This window comes from Lactobacillus sp. M0393 (assembly GCF_016102025.1).
GTDB lineage: Bacteria > Bacillota > Bacilli > Lactobacillales > Lactobacillaceae > Lactobacillus > Lactobacillus melliventris.
In genome coordinates this window covers 155,809-175,258 of record NZ_JACFPK010000007.1, presented here as the reverse complement: position 1 = coordinate 175,258, position 19,450 = coordinate 155,809, and the positions used below count along the sequence as shown (strand labels likewise).

The window sequence follows — 19,450 nt, the reverse complement described above, 5'->3', positions numbered from 1 at the left end:
AAGGCTTAACTCCGATTCAATATCGGAATCAAGCCTTAAGTAAAACGATATAAAACTAACGTCCAGTTTTAGGGGTTAGCTTCAATCAAAGACGGGTTTTATATTACAAAATTTTTATTAATTATATTAGTATTTGGGTAATTTCCAAAACTAGTGGAACAACAATTACGAATAAGACCGTTGAGGTGGTCACAACGTTGGTGGCATATTGCACATCCCCGTGCGATTCACCCACTAAGATTGGCAAAACTGCCAAAGCAGGAGTAGCTGATTGCACAACTAATGTTTGTTTAGCTAAACCAGTCAAAGCTGGTAACCAATTAGCACCAACAACAATTAAAATAATCATTAAAGCTGGTACTAGAATAAAACGACCTAGTAATGCCCAAATAGTATCACGGTCGAGGTGGATTGATTTTAAGCCGGCATCTGCCAATATAATACCAATATAGATCAGTGACATTGGGGTGACGATGCCGCCGACCATGCTCAATACAGCAGTAATCCAGCCAGGAATTGGGACTTCAACCAGTAAGCAAATCAAGGCTATTAAAAATCCCACTAGTGGCGCTGGCAGCAACTTTTTCCAGTTAAATTTTTGCTGCTTGTTCTTTTGTGCGGTCGGATCATCACTAGAAATGAAGAAGACACCAATTGCCCAGGTAGAAACCGTATTTAACACATAATAAATTAAAAAGTATGGCATACTTTTTTGCCCAAATAAGGCGATATTTAATGGTAGGCCAATAAAAATAGTATTGGCGTTCGTAATGGCATTAATAAAAGTACCACGACGACCCTTGCGAATTCGCAAAACCTTGCATAATAGCCAGGCAAACAAATAGCTGAGAGCAAAACAGATAATGGCATAGATCAGACCACCTGTTAAGCCGAACAATTTTTGTCGATTCAAATATTTTAAAACAGAAACAAAAATTGAAGCAGGCAGAGCAATATTCATAATCAAATAAGAAATATTGCCTTTAAACTGGTCACCCAGCTTGCCACTGGTGCGCAGCCAATACCCTAAAGCAATTACAAGTAACAGCTCAACAACGCTAGTTAATGAAGTAATAAAGGCTTGCATTTATTCTCACTCCTGCTCATCTTTATATTCAGGCGCCCAGCGAAGTGCTGCTACAGCTTTTTCACCATCTTGAAAATCGTTCTGGTTAAGATGGTCGGCAATGGCCTTGTTAGCCACAGCTTTTGCTACAGTTTGGGAAAAGACATTTAGTTTTTCCACAGGTGGTAACACGGCTGCACCGGGTTTACTGGAATCAACAATGCCGCCAAGTGAGTGAGCCGCTACACTAATCATTTCATCACTTAAAATCTTAGCATTAACTGCTAGAGCACCAAGACCAAGTCCGGGGTAAACCAAAGCATTGTTGGCTTGACCAATTTCATACTTGACGCCATTATATTCAACTGGATCAGCAGGAATACCAGTCGCTACCAAGGCTTTGCCCTTAGTCCAGTGAATTAAATCTTCTGCTTTTGCTTCTGCTAATTGAGTTGGGTTTGATAATGGGAAAATAATTGGCCGGTCGGTATGGGCAGCCATTTCCGTCACAATATCCTGAGTGAAAGCTCCTGAACGGGTTGAAGTTCCTACTAAAATATCAGGATGAACTGCTTGCACAACGCTCTTTAAGTCCTTAAGTTGATCAGCATTACTGAACTCTGAGCGTTTTCTAACAAATGGCTTCTGCGCTGGTGTTAAATCAGGTGTATCTTCAAAAAGCAATCCTTGTTTATCCACTAAGTAAAAGTGCTTGCGTGCTTCTTCAGGTTGCAAACCTGCTTGCAACATCTCAGCGTAGACCTGTTCAACGATCCCAGTACCAGCTGTTCCGGCACCGAAGCAAAAGTACTTTTGGTCTGTTAACTTTTGTCCGCTAATCTTCAATGCTCCCAAAATACCAGCCAAAACAATGACTCCAGTACCCTGAATATCATCATTAAAGGTTAGAATATGATCACGATAATGTTTTAAAATATTATCAGCATTATCCCGGCCAAAATCCTCAAAATGTAAATATAGTCCCGGAAACAGCTTTTCTACAGTTTGCACAAAGCGATCAACAAATTGGTAATAAGGATCTCCATTCACCCGACGCTGATGGTTGCCTAAGTAAAGCGAATCATTAAGTAATTTATCGTTATTAGTACCAACATCAAGAACTACGGGCAATACGCACGCCGGGTCAACACCAGCTGCAGCAGTATAAACCATCAACTTGCCAACAGAAATGTCGACGCCTTGAGTGCCCCAGTCACCAATTCCTAAAATTTCTTCACCGTCAGTAACCACTATTAGTTTTATATCACGGCCATCAGCCGCATTTTTTAATGTTTCTGCCATTTTATCCGGTTCATTAATTGACAGAAATGCGGCATATTGCGGATTCACAAACAAATGACTGTAATTTTCAATAGTTTCAGCTATTGTCGGGTCATACACAATAGGCATAAATTCAGTGACATGTTCACTAAAAATTTTAAAGAACAGCACGCGGTTAGTATTAAAAATCGTCATTAGAAAAATTCGTTTTTCTAGATTCGTTGATTTTTCCTGGTATTGTAAATAAACTTCGCGAGCTTGTTCTTCAAGAGTCTGCACCTTTGGCGGTAACATCCCTACTAAATGATATTGTTCTCGCTGCTCTTCTGTAAAAGCAGTCCCTTTATTCAAAAATGGGTCATTCAACCTATCTTGTCCTGTTTTAGCCATTTTCTCACTCTCCGTCTATTTAATTATTAATAGCACGTACTATATTCTTAGACTATATCCGGGGTGAAAAAAGTGCAATTAATTTAACTTATAGTAAAAGCGTATAGTGTATAATAAAGAGCTAAATATAGTTAATAATAGCAAGCAAAAAGCCAATTCAACTTGATGAATTGGCTTTTTATAATTTAATCGATCATTTATCTTATGCTTTGTAACGTGATTCACCATTTAAGTAAGTTTCGCTTAAAGTCATATCTGGGTTTAATACTAAGAAATCAGCGTCCTTATCAGGAGCAATTGAACCACATTTATCCAAAACATGAGCGCTCTTAGCCGGTACGTAAGAGGCCATCATGATTGCTTCTTCCGGCGTAGCAACATTCCAGTCAACAACGTTTTTAACTGCAGTCTTCAATTGTAAAATACTACCGGCTAAATTATTGCCACCCTTTAAGCGAGCCATGCCTTCCTTAACATAAACCGGCAATTCACCTAACATGTAGTCACCATCAGGCATCATGCCAGCTTCCATACAATCCGTAATTAAGCAAATATGTTCGGCACCTTTAAGTTGAACTAATGCCCGTACCATTTCTTTTTGAACATGGTGACCATCACAGATCAACTCATCAGTCACGTTATGCAGCGCCATTGCCGCGTTAGAAATTGATGTATCGTGGTGTGACGGATCAGGCATCCCGTTAAAGGTATGAGTAAACATAGTGGCACCAGCTTCAACACCAGCTTTAGCTTCTGCAAAAGTAGCGCTTGAGTGTCCTAAAGCTACAACTACACCCTCTTTAACAGCTGCACGAATGAATTCTTTAGCACCTTTTCTTTCAGGAGCAAGAGAAATTTTATTTAAAAGTCCTTTTGATTCTTCGCGCCATTGATTAAACTGGTTAATATCAGGGTCAAGCAAGTATTTAGGGTTTTCCGCACCAGCATGTTCTGCAGTAAAGTATGGGCCCTCAAAGTGAAGTCCCTGAATTTTAGCACCAGTTTCTTCACCCTTATGGGCGCCAAACATCTGACAAATTTTGCTTAATGTATCAGCACCGGCAGTGTAAGTCGTTGGCAACCAGCTGGTAACACCTGAACGCAAGAAGCCTTCTGACAAGTGGTTAATTCCCGCCCAGTCACTTTTCATTACGTCTTCTTTTAGTGAACCGTGAACGTGAGTGTCAACAAGTCCCGGTGCTATCCACTTACCTTTATAATCGATAATTTTACCTTCCGGCTTTTGGTCTTCAGTATAATAAAAGCCGAATTTGCCATCATCTTGTACTTCTAAGTAACCACCTTGTTCAGTTACATTTTCAAGAAAGAATTTATCTGCATGAATATAATAAGTCATAATATTTTGGCCTTTCTTTTATAAAATAAACCTCTTACTTATAGTTTCATTTTAGCTTAATCAACTGGTCTTTACCAGTTCAATTTCAAATAGTACGGAAAGTTTTAGTTTTTTAGTTATAATAGTGGTGTAGGTAACTAATTAGGAAGCAAAAATCATGATTCAAAATACGCAAACAAATAAACACTCATTGGGAGCACTTACTGGTGCCAGCAAGTGTGACCACTATTATGAATTACACTTTGCCACTGGCGAAATTGCGCACTTTTACGTCTTAGCTGACGGTATTTTTCGCCTTTTAATTGATCCAGAGCAAAATTTTAGTGAAAATCGGACCGCAAACGTTCAGCTGTCCCAATTTGATAATACTGCTTTTACCAATTCTCAGGTCAGAGCTACCAACGATTCCTTAATCATTCATACAGGCAACTATCAAATTATCTTCGGTCAAAATCCGGCTGTGCTCAGTATTTTTGATGAATCGCTGCATCATAATAGGATGCGTCAGTCGCAGCCGCTCGAATTTAGTGAAAACGAAACGCGGGAATTTTTAGCAGAAAACCAAAACGAATTTTTCTACGGTGGTGGACTGCAAAATGGTTACTTTAGTCATAAAGGCCATAAAATCGCAATTAAGCATGATCAAATAACGGGAAAAGGCGGTGTAATTATGCCTGTCCCCTTTTTCTGGTCGAATGCCGGTTATGGTGAATTAAGAAATACCACTGCAGCGGGAAGCTATGATTTTGGTAAAACTCAGCGGGGAGTTACTGTCCTCGCTCATCAAGATGCTGTTTTTGACACTTTTTACCTCCTTGGCACTACCCCCAAGGAAATTTTACAGCGCTATTTCACTTTAACGGGCAAGCCGATGTTACTGCCTAAATATGCTTTAGGTCTCGGCCATATCGGCAATTTCTGCACGACCTTATGGCAACCAAGCCATGCCCAGGAGCGAAATGCCAGCAAAATTGGCAACAATTATTATACCCGTACTAAAGATGAAAATGCCGCTTCGGGTAAGGCCTCACTTAATGGCGAAGAGAACTACCAGTTTTCCGCAAGGGCGCTAATTGATCGCTATCACGCCATGCATTTTCCAATAAGCTGGTTTATCCCTAATTATGGTGAGCAACCCGAAAATGAGCAGGCTCTTAGTTTCTTTAATGAATACGCGCAAACTCAGGGTGTTCATCCCGGATTTTGGCATCAGGGTGAAGTTGATCTACCTGAAAAAACTGACTTTACTTATACTGCAGCTGACCAAGCAGCTCAAGATACGGCAAAACTCCAAAGTGAATCGCAAAAAGAGCGGCCATTAGTGCTAGCTGATAGTGGCAGTACCGGCATGCAAAAAAACGCCGCACTTATTTTTGGCGACATCGGTGGTAATTGGGACAATATTACTAATCAAGTTGCAGGATTACTGGGAGCAAATCTTTCCGGTCAGCCTTTAGTTGGGGCAGCAGTTGATGGTCTGCAAGGCGGCGGCAATGCGCAAATCAATGTCCGTGACTTTGAATGGAAAAGTTTTACCGCTTTACTATTTAACTTTGATGATCAAGGTAATTTCAGTAAAAACCCGTTTGCTTATAATAAGAAAATAACTGAAATTAATCTGGCTTATCTTAAATTGCGCCAGCATTTAGCCAGTTACATTTATACCTTAAATGAACGGGCAAAAAGCGGCGAGCTGATTATGCGACCACTATTCAGCGAGTTTCCTGATGAGCGTGCTAATTATACAGCTCAGTTTGGCAACGAATTTATGTTAGGGCCCAACCTTTTAATTGCTCCTATTACGAATGGTCGCGAAGACAAAAACGGTGATTCTCGTAAGGATAATTTATATTTGCCAGGCAAAAAAACGCTGTGGATCGACCTTTTTACCGGTAAAAAATATGCTGGCGGCAAGGTCTACAATAACTTAACTTTCCCATTATGGCATCTACCGGTTTTTGTTCGGGGTGGCAGTATTTTTGACTGGAATAAACGTGATTTTCTACTTTATCCCCAAGAGCAGAGTGAAGCCATTAGCTATGACGATGATGGGACAATTGCTGCAAATAACAGCTACACTACTAAAATCTGCAGTAAAGTTGAGCAGGAAAAACTGATGGTCACTATTGCACCGACTGAGGGTAACTTGACAAAGAAATTCGTTGAACAACCTACCAGTCTGACAATTATGTGCGATTCTTACCCTGATGCTGTAACTATTAAAATTAATGATCAAGTTGTCCCCGTAGAAGAATACGGCTCGCTGGCTGCTTTCAATCATGCTCATGAAGGTATTTTTTATAATACTAATTACGGCCTCGATGAATTTAAAAAATACCATAAGAATTCGCAGACTGCACTGCAAATAAAATTAGCCGCTAGAGATATTACCGCCACTGAAATAGAAATCACAGTCCGTAACTTCAACTATGGCAAAAACGTGTTAGTACACGAAATTACCAGTGGCGTCTTGCCGTCACCAAAACTACCGGCAGTTGATTCAAGTAAAATTTCTGCTCATTCATTTGAACTTGCCTGGCCTCATGAGAGTGCCGTGCAGATTGAAATTAATAATCTTCTTTATGTTGGCATTACCGGCAAAAGTTTTACTTTTCATGAGTTAGCGCCTAATACCCGCTATATTATTAGGATGCGTTATGCCATTAGAAATAAAGTTTCTGAATGGTCTGACCTTTTCGGTGTCATTACGAAACACGCTGCCAAAGACTATGCGATTGAAAACATTGAGGTAACCAGCAACTGTGATAGTAAAGAAAACCATCCCCTGTCCTATTTGACTGACCTGAAATTGGCGAGCGAATGGCAAACTAGCCAAACTGTTTCACCTGAACAACCGCTGGAATTAACTTTTAGCTTTGAAAAGGTTGAAAAGCTAAGCAGAATGGTTTTTGTGCCCCGGAATATTGATCATAATGGTGATCCTCTTATTGTTTCAATTGCTGTTTCAACAGATGGTGAAAACTACACTACTTACACAGACCACTTACAGTGGAAGGCTGATACTAAAAACAAGGTAGTAGGCTTGCGGGATGTGCGTGCTAAAAAAGTGCATCTGACGATTTATCAATCATCCGGTCCAATTGTTGCAGCAAGAGAAATTATCTTTTTCAGGGCAAAAAGATAACTAAATATAAGAAAAACGCGAAATTAATATGTACTGAGCTCCTAAAAGTTGTCCTAAATTTGGGGCTCTTTTATTTAAAAATTATATTAGACATTTAATTATGCTTTGACTCATGATTTGTCTATGTATTTTTGTTTTAAGGCTTTATCGAATTGAAAATATGATTATGGTTTCTATTAATTATGCAAAATAACTGTTAAGACTATATTGCTGATTAAAATCAAGATGACCTAAATTTTGGAGAGATATAATTGAAATCTTCTCGGATGTGGTGTATACTTGTACTAACATAAATTAAGGAGTTGATAGTAATGGAAAAGAAACTAGGTAGCTTTTCTGTTAGAAAAGTTGGTAATTCTACAGCCCTCACGGTTCCAAGTAAGGCGGGAGTTAAACTTGGTGAACGATTTGATTTGACTCAAAAAGATAACGATACTTTAATCTATAAGAAGGCTATTGACTCTAATCCGTGGTTTAATGGAGACTATGATGATATTGATTTTAAAAAAGAAATTGCAAAAGTAGGTAATCCTGATACTATGCAGGTTGGTAAGGAGAATATTCCGTGGTAGCACCCAAACAAGGAGATATTATTTGGATAGATGCTGAACCACATGCAGGACGAGAAGAAGGCGGTCATAATCCCCAATCTGGCAATATTCAAAGACCAGCAATAGTGATATCAAATAATGCATATAATCAAAAAACAGGACTCGTTATCTGCATGCCTCTTACGCATGATCTTAAAAAAGATAATCGTGGTCTATACTATCGTCTTGCTGATATCAGCAGTGGGATATCTGGTAGTGTAGTTACTTTTCAAATGCCTAATTATGATTTTTCCGGTCGAAATGGTAAAATTGTCGGACATGTTAATGATAAAGATTTGGATAACTTGCTATCTAAAGCATATCAAATTTTAGATAAGCGCTAATTTTCATCAAAATATTACTTAACCTAAAATAAAAACCCAAAAAGTGAAGTGCTCCATAATAGTTAGACATTAATCCGACTATTAGGAGCACTTTTTTCATGACTAAATATTCGATTACTTTAAAAATTAATTTGGGGTTCACATCATTTTTAGGAATAAGGCAATACTTGCTATAATTAAGTTTGAATTGATAGCAAATTGTTTTGAGTGAGGGCGGCTGGCTGTTTCACTTGAAGGGAGAGGGTGCCTATGGCACGAAATCTTTTAGAAAGGTGTCCAGCTATTGAGTGTGTACCATGCGCTAGAATTAGCGCTAACATTTGCCTCGTTTATTATTGTCTTGTTGACCTATATCGACAAACACAAATAAAAAAAGACCGTCCCAACAATAACTTTAGCACGTTATGGGATTGGTCTTTAACCAAACTATAATCTAGCTAACCGCCTTTAAAGCGGCTACTTGAAATTCAGAGAGGAAGTCTTGTTTTTGCAAGGCTTCTTTTTTCTCTATAGTTATATTCTAGCATGATTAAACTGATCTTGCACAAGAACCTGATTAACTTATCTGGGTAATCCCTAATTTTTCTCTATATCGTTTGAATGTTATCCGATTGATTCCAGTTACCTTGCTGACAGCAATATCAGTCATACCACTTTGGTAAAGTTTAAAGGCGTGTTGCAATTGGAGACTGTTCTTATTGAATTTGGGCTTGCGGCCATGATAGCGGCTCTCAGATTTAGCAATTGGGATGTGTCCTGCCGTTTCCGCTCCTTAATTCTCTTACGTTCGCTCTCAGTTTGGTACTTATAAAGCTCTAGAATGATGTTATTCATCAACTCTACAGGTTAGAATCTTCAAAAAGCCTCGCAAAGACGAAAAAATGCAGTGTGACTCCCTTATGCTTAATTGCGCTCATAATCTTAGTTAAATCCTGTTTATTTTGAAGACCAAAAGGGGTGTAATCTAATGAACAACTGGTGCTAACTTAAAATTAAAAAGTATACGAAAAATCGTTTAGTAATTAATGTTAACCACCAAAATTAAGATAATTTAACCATAAAAATACGACCTCAAAAATTATCTTAATTTCAGAGGTCGTATCAATATCAAAATCGTACATTGGCTTTTGCATAATAATTGGATGTCTAAGTTCTAGTTATACGTCACATTTATTGACTACAAAATATTTGATTTAAATTATTTTTTGTTGCGGTCATACCAATGAAGCACACAATTAACTATAAAAATATCCAAAAGTATAATGCAAAATTGTACAAAAATATTTGTCCACCTATTAGTTATGTAAGGTGATAAATATATTTGATATATGAAAACTATAATTCCAGTCGATATTCCGTACGCTAATGCGTTACGATATTTCACCGATTCATAATAATCAGATTCAGTCTTTTTCTTTCTATTCATTTTGTCTTTTATAAATTGAATTATTGCCAGCCCCACTGAGTAATTACTGGATAGTGATTGATGCCAGTAAGTATCCAATTAACATCAAACCAAACGCCACCTTTAATATTGTCACCAATTGTCGAACTTAGAAAAGCACCAATTGCAGCTACTATAGGGCCTCCATCAGAGCCAACAGCAGCGGTGATAATAGCTGTGAGACCTGTAAGACCGCCTGAAGCAATAGCTTTAGCAGTGCGTTTATCTATAAAAACTCTAATGTAATTCCATCCAAATCCAACCTTATTTACACCAAAATGATGATTTGCGCGGGGTTGAATTTTGGAATCTTCTGTTGATGGTAAAACTCTAACTGATTTTTCAGAATTATTAATTTCAAATTCTAGAGTTGCAGTTTTTGTGCTTTTATTTATTACAAAAGATGATCCATTAATAAGTTGATTGGTATGGGCTATTACTTCTTGAGCAGAGACATATTCAGCATAAGTAATAACCTTTTTAACATCGTCATTAAGAACATATTTATTATTTTTCACTTCTACATATGGGTCAATTTTGTTTACGACGTCTTGACTTAAGACATTAGATGGTTGAGCGTAAGCGGAATTATCAATAGAAGCTGCTGATACAGTATTTGTGACAGCAAAAGCATTATTATATACTTTTCTTAATCATATATGATTAATTACAATATAATATGTAATTAATAAAAAGTCAACAATATTTTTAATTTATTTTTATTAATTCAAAATTGAATTGGAATTAATGCAGGCTTTGATCATTTCCTCATTTTTTCTCGGATAGTCGATCACTTGGCCACGACTAGCAGCATGTTAGTAAAATTATTTTTGGCAGCACAAATATCATTAAGGATAATATGCTTTTTGCTACTTTTTCCCACAAATATACCAGTGATTTTCAAAGTAAATCCTTCTGAATATCTTTTTTATGGTCTTGATACGAAATTAAGCATGTGTGAATTTGATTTTCCTTTTCTATATAGCAGTTTGAGCAATTTTGCTTAGCAATATAGTAGAAGCAAACAAGCCACTTTTAATTCCTGCAATTGTTGATTAGCTGCTTGATTGTATTCATTTATTCTTTATCAACTGGATTTGACAAAGAGTTAAAAAAGACCCAACCATTGCTTGATCCTATAATGAAGTTTTGGATCTAATTAAAGCTCAAGTCCATCGTCATGATCAAGCCCCTGCTTCTTTCTATTCTGTTGTTCAGCGCAGTTTTTAGTAAGTTTCGCTTGACTATCGGTTGGCTTTGACTGCTGTTTTTTCTTAGATGCCTCATATTCTTTCTGTAGCTTGTCCCAATCAAGTTGACTGTTTTTGAAATCTTTTTGAGCTTCCTCTTCATTTTTTTTAGCATATTGCAGACTTAAAATCCGATTTTTAAGTTCTGTTTCTACATAATCAGCGATCAAATTTCTAAATGGTTGAGGATCATTATTGGGCTGCTGGGAAACAGCTAATGCTTTCATGTATTGCTCTCGTGCGGGTTTAGATGGATTAACATTAACCACTGGATAACCATTTTCTGTTAAGACTAGGTTCATTAAAAGCCGTGCTGTACGTCCGTTGCCATCTTTAAACGGGTGAATAGTAACGAATTTTTGGTGCAAGTCGGTCGCATACTGCACCGGGTGCAACTTGTCTTGTGCTTCATTACTCCAAGCTTGTAATTGTTGCATTTTCTCGGGTATTTCATAAAAGTGGGCGTAAGGACGTGATTCTGAACCATAAGGGTAAACATCAATATTGCGATACTTACCGGCTTCTTCTTGCGGTTGAATTGTTGTCAAAGTTGCAATTCGGTTCAAGTTTCTAATATCCTCATTGCGAATTGGCTGTTTTTTAATTGCTAAATTTTGCATATAGTCATAAGCTTCATTTAAGTTAATGATTTCCAGTGTTTCCTTAATGGTCTTACCGTGAATAGTTGCGCCTAGCCCGCCGTTAAGAATCTCGGCAGTTTCAGCCTCGGTCATGGTGTTGCCCTCAATTGCAGCAGAAGACCATACATGCTCAATTCTGATATTTTGCTCGAGCTGCTTTACTTCAAGCGGAGATAATGGTCTATAGGTATCCATCTTATTTTTTAGGTTTGTAATCACAGCTAATTTTTGTCCGTATTCCATTGTAATACCTTCTTAATTTAAGCTAATATTTTGGGCCAACTAAAGCTCAAGTCCATCGTCACGATCAAGCCCCCGCTGCTTTTTATTCTGTTTGCTCTTCTTAGCTGATTTGAGCATCTTTTTGAATTCGGCAATAGTTTCTTTTTCATCGCTTTCGGATAATTCCTGACTTTTATGTTCCGCCCGCGCCTGCAAGTTTGGCTCCATACCGAAAATACCATTTTGATACGTCCAGTCCTTGAGGTCAGTCATGTCATTGGAAAAGTAATAATCTGCCAGCTTTTGCTGCAACGTGGGCCACTTGTCAAGCGGTACGTTAATCAGACCGGCTCCGTTATCAATCATTATCTTGTTAGCTGCAATTGTGGCGGTTCGCTTGTTACCGTCGTAGAACATTTGCTGGCGCATATTGTGATACATCAGGGTCAGTGCCTTATCGGTGGCGGTACGATCACTGACTAACAACTGCTTTAAATATTCCTGTTCCTTGTTCTCTTCGATCATAGGTGGTTCAAACTCGCCCTGGTAAGTTGCTACACCGCCTGAACCATTACGCAAATATCCTGGAAAGGCCGCCGTATCGCGGGCAACAATCGCATTAAGCCTCTTTTCCATGTTTAAGTCCAGGGGCTTTTTTTCATTGATAGCAAACTGCCAGCCTCGCTTCAATTGAACAATAATATTAATATCATCGATTGGAATGCCGTCAACACCCAGGCCATCAATGATTGTCTAGGTTTGCGGCATGGTGGTAGTCAGGCCTTCAAAGCGTGAGTTAGTGAAGACTAATTTGTTTAGATTGGTTTTGGCAAAGCGTCTATTTTTTTCAGGCGTTAGCCTGAATTTGTCTTCATACTTCAATTGATTTATCCTGCTTTCTACTCTAATTCAAGGCCTTCATCTTGATCAAACTCCTGCTGCTCTTTGTTCTGTTGTTCAGCGTATTTTTGGGCAAGTTCAGCTTGGCTAAGTGTCTTTCCAGCACTTTGCTGCGAGGCTAGTACTTGGAACGCCCGATTGCGGCTGGGGGTGTTCTCAACTTTAATCAGTTTAGCAATTTTGCCAACGTTAGCTTCATTTTGCGCTTCAATCATCTCTTTGTTTCTTCGCGGATAGTCAATTACTTGGCCATGATTAGCCGCGTATGCAGAAAGAAAAACTTTGCAACTACGGCCGTTGCCCTCTCTAAACGGGTGCATGAAATTAATTGCGTCTAGCAGCTCAGCATAGTCTTTGTTAGCCAAAGGCTTGCCCGCGGGGTGCTTGTGCAGCATGTTATTAATATCTTTTTCGGCAAAATCGAATCTGGTATGATCAAAAAATTCATACCCGTTTTTATTGAAATTGCCGGGGCGATATTTACCGGCCCAATCGTATAGTTCACCAAATAAGAATTGGTGTACCTTCTTAAGGTCTCCGATATCGTTTATTTGGGGCTTTTTTTGCAACAAGAACAAAGCATTCCGAGCGGATAGCTCATATTCCTTTTTCTCTAACTCCTTTGGGTCATGGATATGGAGCTTATTTTTTAGGACGCCATTTGAATACAAGGTTTCACTAATCCAATCATTCATTATCCTTGCCCCAAATTTCTTCAAAGCGCTCAGCCACTACTGGATCAGGCTGGATAGCTTCATCAAATAATTTCTGGATATCTGATTCTGTAGGATTCCACCCTTCCAGGTGGTTGACTTCCACGACAGTTCTAATTTGTTGGTAAATTTCTTTATTAGCAATGAAAACGCCTTGGATAGTCTGCGTTTCATCGTTTATATCTAAAATATATGGTTGTGTTTCTAGCATATTGAGTAAATCTCCTGGCTTCTCTTTAAGTGCGATTGCAAAGGCATTAAGGACCCTAATTGACCAGGTCTCAATTGGTTTAACAATTGAGTTTCTTAAAGTACTAAGTGGGACGTTGCTGGCCTCAGCGACTTTAGCGACGCTTATATTTTTGCTTTTGAGTAGTTTAACGATTGTTGCACTCATTTTAAAACCTCCAATATCCTTACTTATATTATACCATATTTAATCACTTTTATAGTGATATATGGTAAAAAGCGATATTAGATTTTAAAGTAGTGCTATTCAAGTTCTATACCTGTGGATTGTATTACCTGCTTATTGGAAATCACAACACTATCTGTTTTGTCTTTATTTAATTGTATCTCCGCTTAGTAGAATTTTCTTGTTTTTTACTATTAACTAGCACATCGTTCCAATCTTTACCAATAGTTTTGGCAGGCTGTAAATTGCATTTATCAAATCAAGTAGGGTATTCAACTTAAAATTGCAATTTCCGATTTGCATTATTACAAAATAAAAGTACTTTTTGCAAAAGTTACTTCCAATCTTGCTTTTCATAAGCCATCTGCCAAAACTGCAATTCATAATAGCTGCTGCGCACAAACGCAGTTTGCATTTGCTCAAGTTCTTCATTAGTCGCACTTTCAGCCAAAGAGTTGGTTAAATGCAGCATTTTTGCTACGTTGGCGCCATACCATTCGCCATCATAAGTATCAATCCATTCCTGATAATAAGAAACCGGTGAGCCCTTTTCTGCCATTTTTTGGCCAATTTCCTGATAGAGCCAGTAACATGGTAAAAGTGCTGCAACCGCTGGTTTAACACCAGATCGATTTAATGTCATATGCATATGGTTAACGTAGTTATAAGCTGTTGGCGCCACCGGAGTTTCAGCAATTTCAGACGCAGTTATGTTTAATTCTTCAAAAAAATGGCCGCGTACTGATATTTCAACATCTTTTAAGTCTTGTGCCCCTGCCAGTAAAAATTCCTTTACTTCCTGATTATCCGTTTTTGCTGCAATTAATTCATGCAACTTGCTAAATTCTCTTAAATAATAGCGATCCTGCAACAAGTAAAATTTAAAAGTAGCAATCGGAAGTTCGCCACTTTGCAACTCCTTAATAAAGGGATGCACCATACTTTTATGCCACAATGCCGTCCCTGCTTCATGCAGCTCATCCGTGAATTTCATATTTACTTTCCTCCAAATTAAATAACTGTTAATTATTACTAACTACACTTTATTCAAAATTAACTATAATCACTATGCTTTTTTTGCTTTTTAGCATATTTTTAATAATAGCTAAAATACTAGTACTTATGGCGTATACAGATAGCATCTTTATTAACCCAGCATTGTAATCAATAGTATAATACGCTATAATTGAAAGCGATAACACGAGGGGTGCCTTTTTGGCTGAGATGAATTTTTTCAGACCCTTTGAACCTGTAAGCTAATACTTGCGTAGGAACGTGTCAAAAACGCTTAAGCTTTGGCATTTCCACGTGCCAAGGCTTTTTTATTAATCAAAATTTTTCAAAAACATTTAGTCGGGAGTAATAAAATGCAGTTAGACTTATTAGATAAATTACGAGCGCAAAATCCGGTTATTTTTAACATCGCCAATTTTGTGACAGTTCAAGACGTGGCCAATGCTGTCAATGCTATTGGTGCTTCGCCAATTATGAGCAATGAAGTCGCTGAAGCTGAAGAAATAGTGCGAATGGCTGCCGCAGTGGCAGTTAATATTGGCTGTTTAACTAAAGAGCAAATCAATCATATTAAAAAGGTAGAAGACCTAGCACGGCAATATAACAAGCCGATAGTATTTGATCCTGTTGCCGTTGGTGCAGTCGAATATCGCTACAAAATCGCAGATAAGCTTTTATGGGATTTTCATACCAGTATTATTCGCGGCAACATTGGTGAAATCGCTGCCTTAGGTGACTTCAACTGGAATTCAAAGGGCATCGATGCAGGTTCCGGCTCTGGTAATATTGATGATATTGCTATGAAAACTGCTCAGAAATATCATTGTACGGTCATTGCCAGCGGTCCTACAGATACAATTAGTGATGGTAAAAGACTGGCTCATGTTCACAATGGCTCACCCCTTTTTAAAACTCATGTCGGCTCAGGAGATATGTTAACCAGTATCGTCACAGCTTTTACAGCAGTTGCTGACGATCCTTTTGAAGCAGCTCAAATAGGTGCTTTAGTTTTCAGTTGTGCAGGGCAAATGGTTGTCCAAGATCATCCCGGTGTTGGACCAGGTACTTTTGGCATGTATCTCATGGATTATTTGTATAAAGTAACAGTCGCTGATATTAAGCAAATTGCTGATTTTGATTAAGGAACTTTATGATGACAGAAAAAATTAATTCTTTCCCCCAGGTTTTAACTATTGCCGGTACAGATTCAGGTGGTGGTGCCGGAATCATGGCTGACCTTAAAACTTTTCAAATGCAAAAAGTATTTGGAACAGCTGTTGTAGTAGCAGTGACAGCACAAAACACTTTAGGTGTCCAAAAATCTTTTTTACTACCACTGGAAATGGTTGACGCCCAATTCGCATCTCTAGCAGCAGATTTTCATATTCGTGCTTGTAAAACGGGAATGTTGGGCGATGCGGCTCATGTTCACCAAGTTGCTCTTAACCTGCAAAAGTATGACTTTGGCCCCATTACCATCGATCCCGTGATGATTGCTAAGGGTGGTGCACCATTATTAAGTCAAGATGCTGTCGCCACCGTTAAAAACGAGCTGCTGCCTTTAGCCGATCTAATCACACCTAACTTACCAGAAGCAGAAACTTTAACTGGCATCAAGGTGCAAATGCAAGATCAATTTCCTGAATTAGCCCATAAACTACAAGATATGGGTGTTAAAAATGTACTAATTAAAGGTGGTCACACTAATAGCGCAGAAGTAAAAGATTATGCTTTATTTGCCGATGGTACTGATCTTTGGGTCAGCAGTTCCAGAGTACATACTAAACGCACTCACGGCACCGGTGATACTTTAGCTGCAGCAATTACGGCTCAGCTGGCTTTAGGTCAAAGTTTACCGTCTGCAATTACAATTGCTAAAAAGTACGTTACCAAAACTATTAAAGAAACTATTCAAGTTGGTCATGGTCATGGCCCTTTAAATCATTGGGCTCAGTAATTTAGGAGAAATAATGAAAAACTTTAACACTGATTTTTTACATGCTTATTTTATTTGCGGCAATCAAGATGTGCCCAAAGGTAAAACACTACCTGGTATAGTCGCAGAAGCCCTTGCTGCCGGCATCACGGCTTTTCAGTTTCGGGACAAGGGTCCTAATTCAACTTTAAGTAAAACTGAGAGACTGCCTATGGCGCAAAAGCTGCATCAATTGTGTTATGCGTATCACGTGCCCTTCTTCATTGATGATGATGTTCAGCTCGCCCAACAAGTTCATGCCGAGGGCGTCCATGTTGGTCAAAGTGATGAAGAAATAAAACAGGTTATTAAAGAAGTTGGCGAGCAAATGATTATCGGCTATTCCTGTTCGAATTCAACGCAAGTTGAACAAGCCAATAAAATTAGCGGAATTGATTATTATGGCAGTGGCCCAATTTATGCCACCCAGTCTAAAAGTGATGCCGACCCCGAAATTGGTATTGCCGGCTTAAGCCAACTGGTCAAAAATGCTACTCGGCCAATTGTTGCTATTGGTGGGATTACCGCTAGCGACTTAAGCGCAATCGCTAAAACTAAGGCAGCTGGGGCTGCAGTAATCTCAATGATTGCTCAAAGCAATAATATTAAGCAGACAGTTAGTCAAATGCTCACAGCGCCATGGATAAAAAATGACTAGCATATTTTAAAGAAACAAAAATGATTCTGCACTCGGCAGAACCATTTTTTATTGATGATAAACAGTTTTTAATTGTAAAAATATGAGTTATATTGATAATTAACCTAATTGGGCAACTTTTTGCAGTGTTCTAATCATTTGAGCTACAAAGCCGGATTCATTATCATACCAGGCGTAACCCTTAACTAATTGTGCACCGTCATCACCAGTTTCAACCTGAGTCAGAGTCGGATCAAAGACCGAGCCATACTCAGTACCAATAATATCTGATGATACAATCTGATCATCATTATAACCAAAAGAAGGATTACCTTCAGTGTGCTTTTTAATTTTGGCATTAAACTCTTCAGCTGTAACTTTTTGCTTTAAAATAGCGGCTAGTTCAGTAATTGAACCGGAAATAACAGGGACTCGTTGAGCAATACCTGTAAGTTTGCCGTCTAATTCAGGTATAACTAGTCCTATCGCTTTAGCTGCTCCTGTAGAATGGGGAATAACATTAGCAACTGCGGCACGGGCATTACGGACATTGCCGCCACGGTCAGGTCCATCCTGCAACATTTGCGAAGCAGTATAAGCATGAGTGGTAGACATGATTCCTACCTGAATGCCAAATTCATCGTTCATTGCTTGTGCTAACGGTGCCAAGCAATTAGTGGTACATGAGCCAGCGGAAATAATTTGATCAGAGTCATTTAGTTGATCATCATTTACACTGTAGACAATTGTCTTCATGTTACCTGCAGGAGCAGAAATTAATACTCTTTTAACACCGGCATCAAGATGAGCCTGTGATTTTGCAGTTGAAGTGTAAAAGCCGGTACATTCAAGCACTATTTTGACACCATCATTTTTGACCCACGGAATTTGACTGGCATCTTTTTCCGCATAAACCGGAATATTTTTACCGTCAATTACAATACTATTAGTGGTAGCAGTTACTTCATGATGAAATTGGCCATGCGCGGTATCATACTTCAATAAATGTGCTAACATAGCTGGTGAAGTCAAATCATTGATTGCGACAATTTCGATATCATCACTGGCCACTTCATATATTCGCCGTAATGCAAGTCGGCCAATGCGGCCAAAGCCGTTAATACCAATTTTTGTAGTCATAATAAGTTCCTCCTTTTAGATTACAAAATTAGTATATTAAGATAAAATAGCCTTGCATAATCCAAGTTTATAATAGAGTTATCACTTTTAATGATATGGAGCAACATGAATTTCAACGACTTACATATTTACCAAACAATTTATGAAACTAGATCGCTTAACAAAGCAGCACTGAAATTAGGCTACACCCAATCCAATATTACAGCCAGGCTCAAAGCACTGGAGCAAGAATTGAATACGCCCCTTTTTGTGCGTTCTAATTTAGGAGTCAAACCAACCAAAAACGGACAAAAAATGCATGATTTCGCCACTAAAGTTTTACAAAACTACCAAAACCTGAAAGAGGATTTGTCTATTAACAAGCCCAAAGTCCTCATTTCTGAGTTGCTTTTTGGCTATATTATTACCCAAAAAGCACCATTTTCATTTGAGCACTACGACATTATCATTAAAAATACCAATGAAATTCAAGAATTAATAACTAAGCATGCATATGACATGGTCTGGACTTTTACCCCTATTACTCTACCCAAATATTCGCTAATCAAAAAAAGTCATTTAGAAGCCTGCTTTTTAAAAGGCAATAAAAAAACAGCCGGCAAAGTACCAGTTGCCATAAACGCAGACATAAATTGTCCGTTTCGTAACTTGACTCTCAAATTAACGCAGAATAAAAACAGCGTCACTGAAATCGACTCACTGGAAATGATTTTAGAGCTGGTCAAAAAAGGTCAGGCAACTGCATTATTGCCTAAATACTTAATGAATGATGATTTAGTTGCAGCTGATTCGCAAAGCTGGAATATCCCCTATTATTTTTATCGCTACCAGCTGTAAATAAAACATCCAATTTTTACAATTTAAAGTCTAATTGAAATAAAATGTACCAGGCACTTCTAGCCTGGTACATTGAATTTTTAGAAAAA

18 protein-coding genes, 1 pseudogene and 1 riboswitch are annotated in these 19,450 nt (G+C 38.3%); of the genes and pseudogenes, 8 read left to right on the top strand and 11 right to left on the bottom strand.

What is annotated here, in order from left to right; genetic code table 11:
• Nucleotides 1-121: 121 nt before the first annotated feature.
• From H3R29_RS07660 to nagA, 3 genes are all read right to left on the bottom strand, one after another.
• Nucleotides 122-1,087, bottom strand: coding sequence for an AEC family transporter (locus H3R29_RS07660; protein WP_198202982.1), 966 nt, complete (start codon nt 1,085-1,087; stop codon nt 122-124).
• Nucleotides 1,088-1,093: 6 nt separating this feature from the next.
• Nucleotides 1,094-2,737, bottom strand: a complete 1,644-nt coding sequence (locus H3R29_RS07655; RefSeq protein ID WP_198202981.1) for a malolactic enzyme — start codon at nt 2,735-2,737, stop codon at nt 1,094-1,096.
• A 202-nt stretch (nt 2,738-2,939) separates the two neighbouring features.
• Nucleotides 2,940-4,094, bottom strand: a complete 1,155-nt coding sequence (nagA, locus tag H3R29_RS07650; RefSeq protein WP_174794721.1) for an N-acetylglucosamine-6-phosphate deacetylase — start codon at nt 4,092-4,094, stop codon at nt 2,940-2,942.
• Nucleotides 4,095-4,251: 157 nt separating this feature from the next.
• Between nagA and H3R29_RS07645 the strand changes: the two genes are divergently transcribed.
• The 4 genes from H3R29_RS07645 (at nt 4,252) to H3R29_RS09260 (ending at nt 8,543) form a co-directional block, all read left to right on the top strand.
• The gene (locus tag H3R29_RS07645) at nt 4,252-7,239 is read left to right on the top strand and encodes a TIM-barrel domain-containing protein (protein WP_198202980.1); all 2,988 of its coding nucleotides are present in this window, start codon (nt 4,252-4,254) and stop codon (nt 7,237-7,239) included.
• Between the two features lie 311 nt (nt 7,240-7,550).
• Nucleotides 7,551-7,811, top strand: coding sequence for a hypothetical protein (locus H3R29_RS07640; protein ID WP_198202979.1), 261 nt, complete (start codon nt 7,551-7,553; stop codon nt 7,809-7,811).
• On the top strand, nt 7,805-8,173 hold the full coding sequence (locus tag H3R29_RS07635; protein WP_198202978.1) for a type II toxin-antitoxin system PemK/MazF family toxin: 369 nt from the start codon (nt 7,805-7,807) through the stop codon (nt 8,171-8,173). Before H3R29_RS07640 ends, H3R29_RS07635 begins: the two co-directional genes overlap by 7 nt.
• Nucleotides 8,174-8,462: 289 nt before the next feature.
• Entirely contained in the window at nt 8,463-8,543 is an 81-nt protein-coding gene (locus H3R29_RS09260) for a putative holin-like toxin (RefSeq protein ID WP_366125493.1), read from the top strand.
• A 186-nt stretch (nt 8,544-8,729) separates the two neighbouring features.
• Here the strand turns inward: H3R29_RS09260 and H3R29_RS09255 are convergent, their stop codons facing one another.
• The 7 genes and pseudogenes from H3R29_RS09255 to tenA all read right to left on the bottom strand — a co-directional run bounded on the left by H3R29_RS09255 (nt 8,730) and on the right by tenA (nt 14,752).
• Nucleotides 8,730-8,855: a hypothetical protein gene (locus H3R29_RS09255; RefSeq protein WP_366125492.1), complete on the bottom strand. Its 126-nt coding sequence runs from the start codon at nt 8,853-8,855 to the stop codon at nt 8,730-8,732.
• Nucleotides 8,856-9,619: 764 nt separating this feature from the next.
• Nucleotides 9,620-10,135 carry a hypothetical protein gene (locus H3R29_RS07625; RefSeq protein ID WP_198202977.1) on the bottom strand — a complete coding sequence of 172 codons (516 nt, stop codon included), beginning with the start codon at nt 10,133-10,135 and terminating at the stop codon, nt 9,620-9,622.
• A gap of 641 nt (nt 10,136-10,776) precedes the next feature.
• Complete coding sequence (locus tag H3R29_RS07620; RefSeq protein WP_198202976.1) at nt 10,777-11,751, bottom strand: Fic family protein; 975 nt, start codon at nt 11,749-11,751, stop codon at nt 10,777-10,779.
• A gap of 39 nt (nt 11,752-11,790) precedes the next feature.
• Nucleotides 11,791-12,612: pseudogene (locus tag H3R29_RS07615) on the bottom strand (Fic family protein).
• Nucleotides 12,613-12,629: 17 nt separating this feature from the next.
• Nucleotides 12,630-13,325: a Fic family protein gene (locus H3R29_RS07610; protein ID WP_198202975.1), complete on the bottom strand. Its 696-nt coding sequence runs from the start codon at nt 13,323-13,325 to the stop codon at nt 12,630-12,632.
• On the bottom strand, nt 13,318-13,740 hold the full coding sequence (locus tag H3R29_RS07605; protein ID WP_187157081.1) for a helix-turn-helix transcriptional regulator: 423 nt from the start codon (nt 13,738-13,740) through the stop codon (nt 13,318-13,320). Before H3R29_RS07605 ends, H3R29_RS07610 begins: the two co-directional genes overlap by 8 nt.
• 352 nt (nt 13,741-14,092) lie before the next feature.
• Entirely contained in the window at nt 14,093-14,752 is a 660-nt protein-coding gene (tenA, locus tag H3R29_RS07600; protein ID WP_198202974.1) for a thiaminase II, read from the bottom strand.
• Nucleotides 14,753-14,951: 199 nt separating this feature from the next.
• A riboswitch (TPP riboswitch) is annotated at nt 14,952-15,049 on the top strand.
• 76 nt (nt 15,050-15,125) lie between these two features.
• Between tenA and thiM the strand changes: the two genes are divergently transcribed.
• From thiM to thiE, 3 genes are read left to right on the top strand one after another with little or no spacing between them, the layout of a single operon-like run.
• Nucleotides 15,126-15,914, top strand: a complete 789-nt coding sequence (thiM, locus tag H3R29_RS07595; protein WP_110446763.1) for a hydroxyethylthiazole kinase — start codon at nt 15,126-15,128, stop codon at nt 15,912-15,914.
• Between the two features lie 11 nt (nt 15,915-15,925).
• On the top strand, nt 15,926-16,729 hold the full coding sequence (thiD, locus tag H3R29_RS07590; protein ID WP_198202973.1) for a bifunctional hydroxymethylpyrimidine kinase/phosphomethylpyrimidine kinase: 804 nt from the start codon (nt 15,926-15,928) through the stop codon (nt 16,727-16,729).
• 10 nt (nt 16,730-16,739) lie between these two features.
• A complete protein-coding gene (gene thiE, locus H3R29_RS07585) occupies nt 16,740-17,405 on the top strand; it encodes a thiamine phosphate synthase (protein ID WP_370567393.1) in 666 nt (221 codons plus the stop codon).
• Between the two features lie 99 nt (nt 17,406-17,504).
• Here the strand turns inward: thiE and gap are convergent, their stop codons facing one another.
• Nucleotides 17,505-18,524 carry a type I glyceraldehyde-3-phosphate dehydrogenase gene (gap, locus tag H3R29_RS07580; protein ID WP_110446766.1) on the bottom strand — a complete coding sequence of 340 codons (1,020 nt, stop codon included), beginning with the start codon at nt 18,522-18,524 and terminating at the stop codon, nt 17,505-17,507.
• Nucleotides 18,525-18,629: 105 nt separating this feature from the next.
• Between gap and H3R29_RS07575 the strand changes: the two genes are divergently transcribed.
• Entirely contained in the window at nt 18,630-19,361 is a 732-nt protein-coding gene (locus tag H3R29_RS07575; protein WP_198202971.1) for a LysR family transcriptional regulator, read from the top strand.
• Nucleotides 19,362-19,450 lie beyond the last annotated feature (89 nt).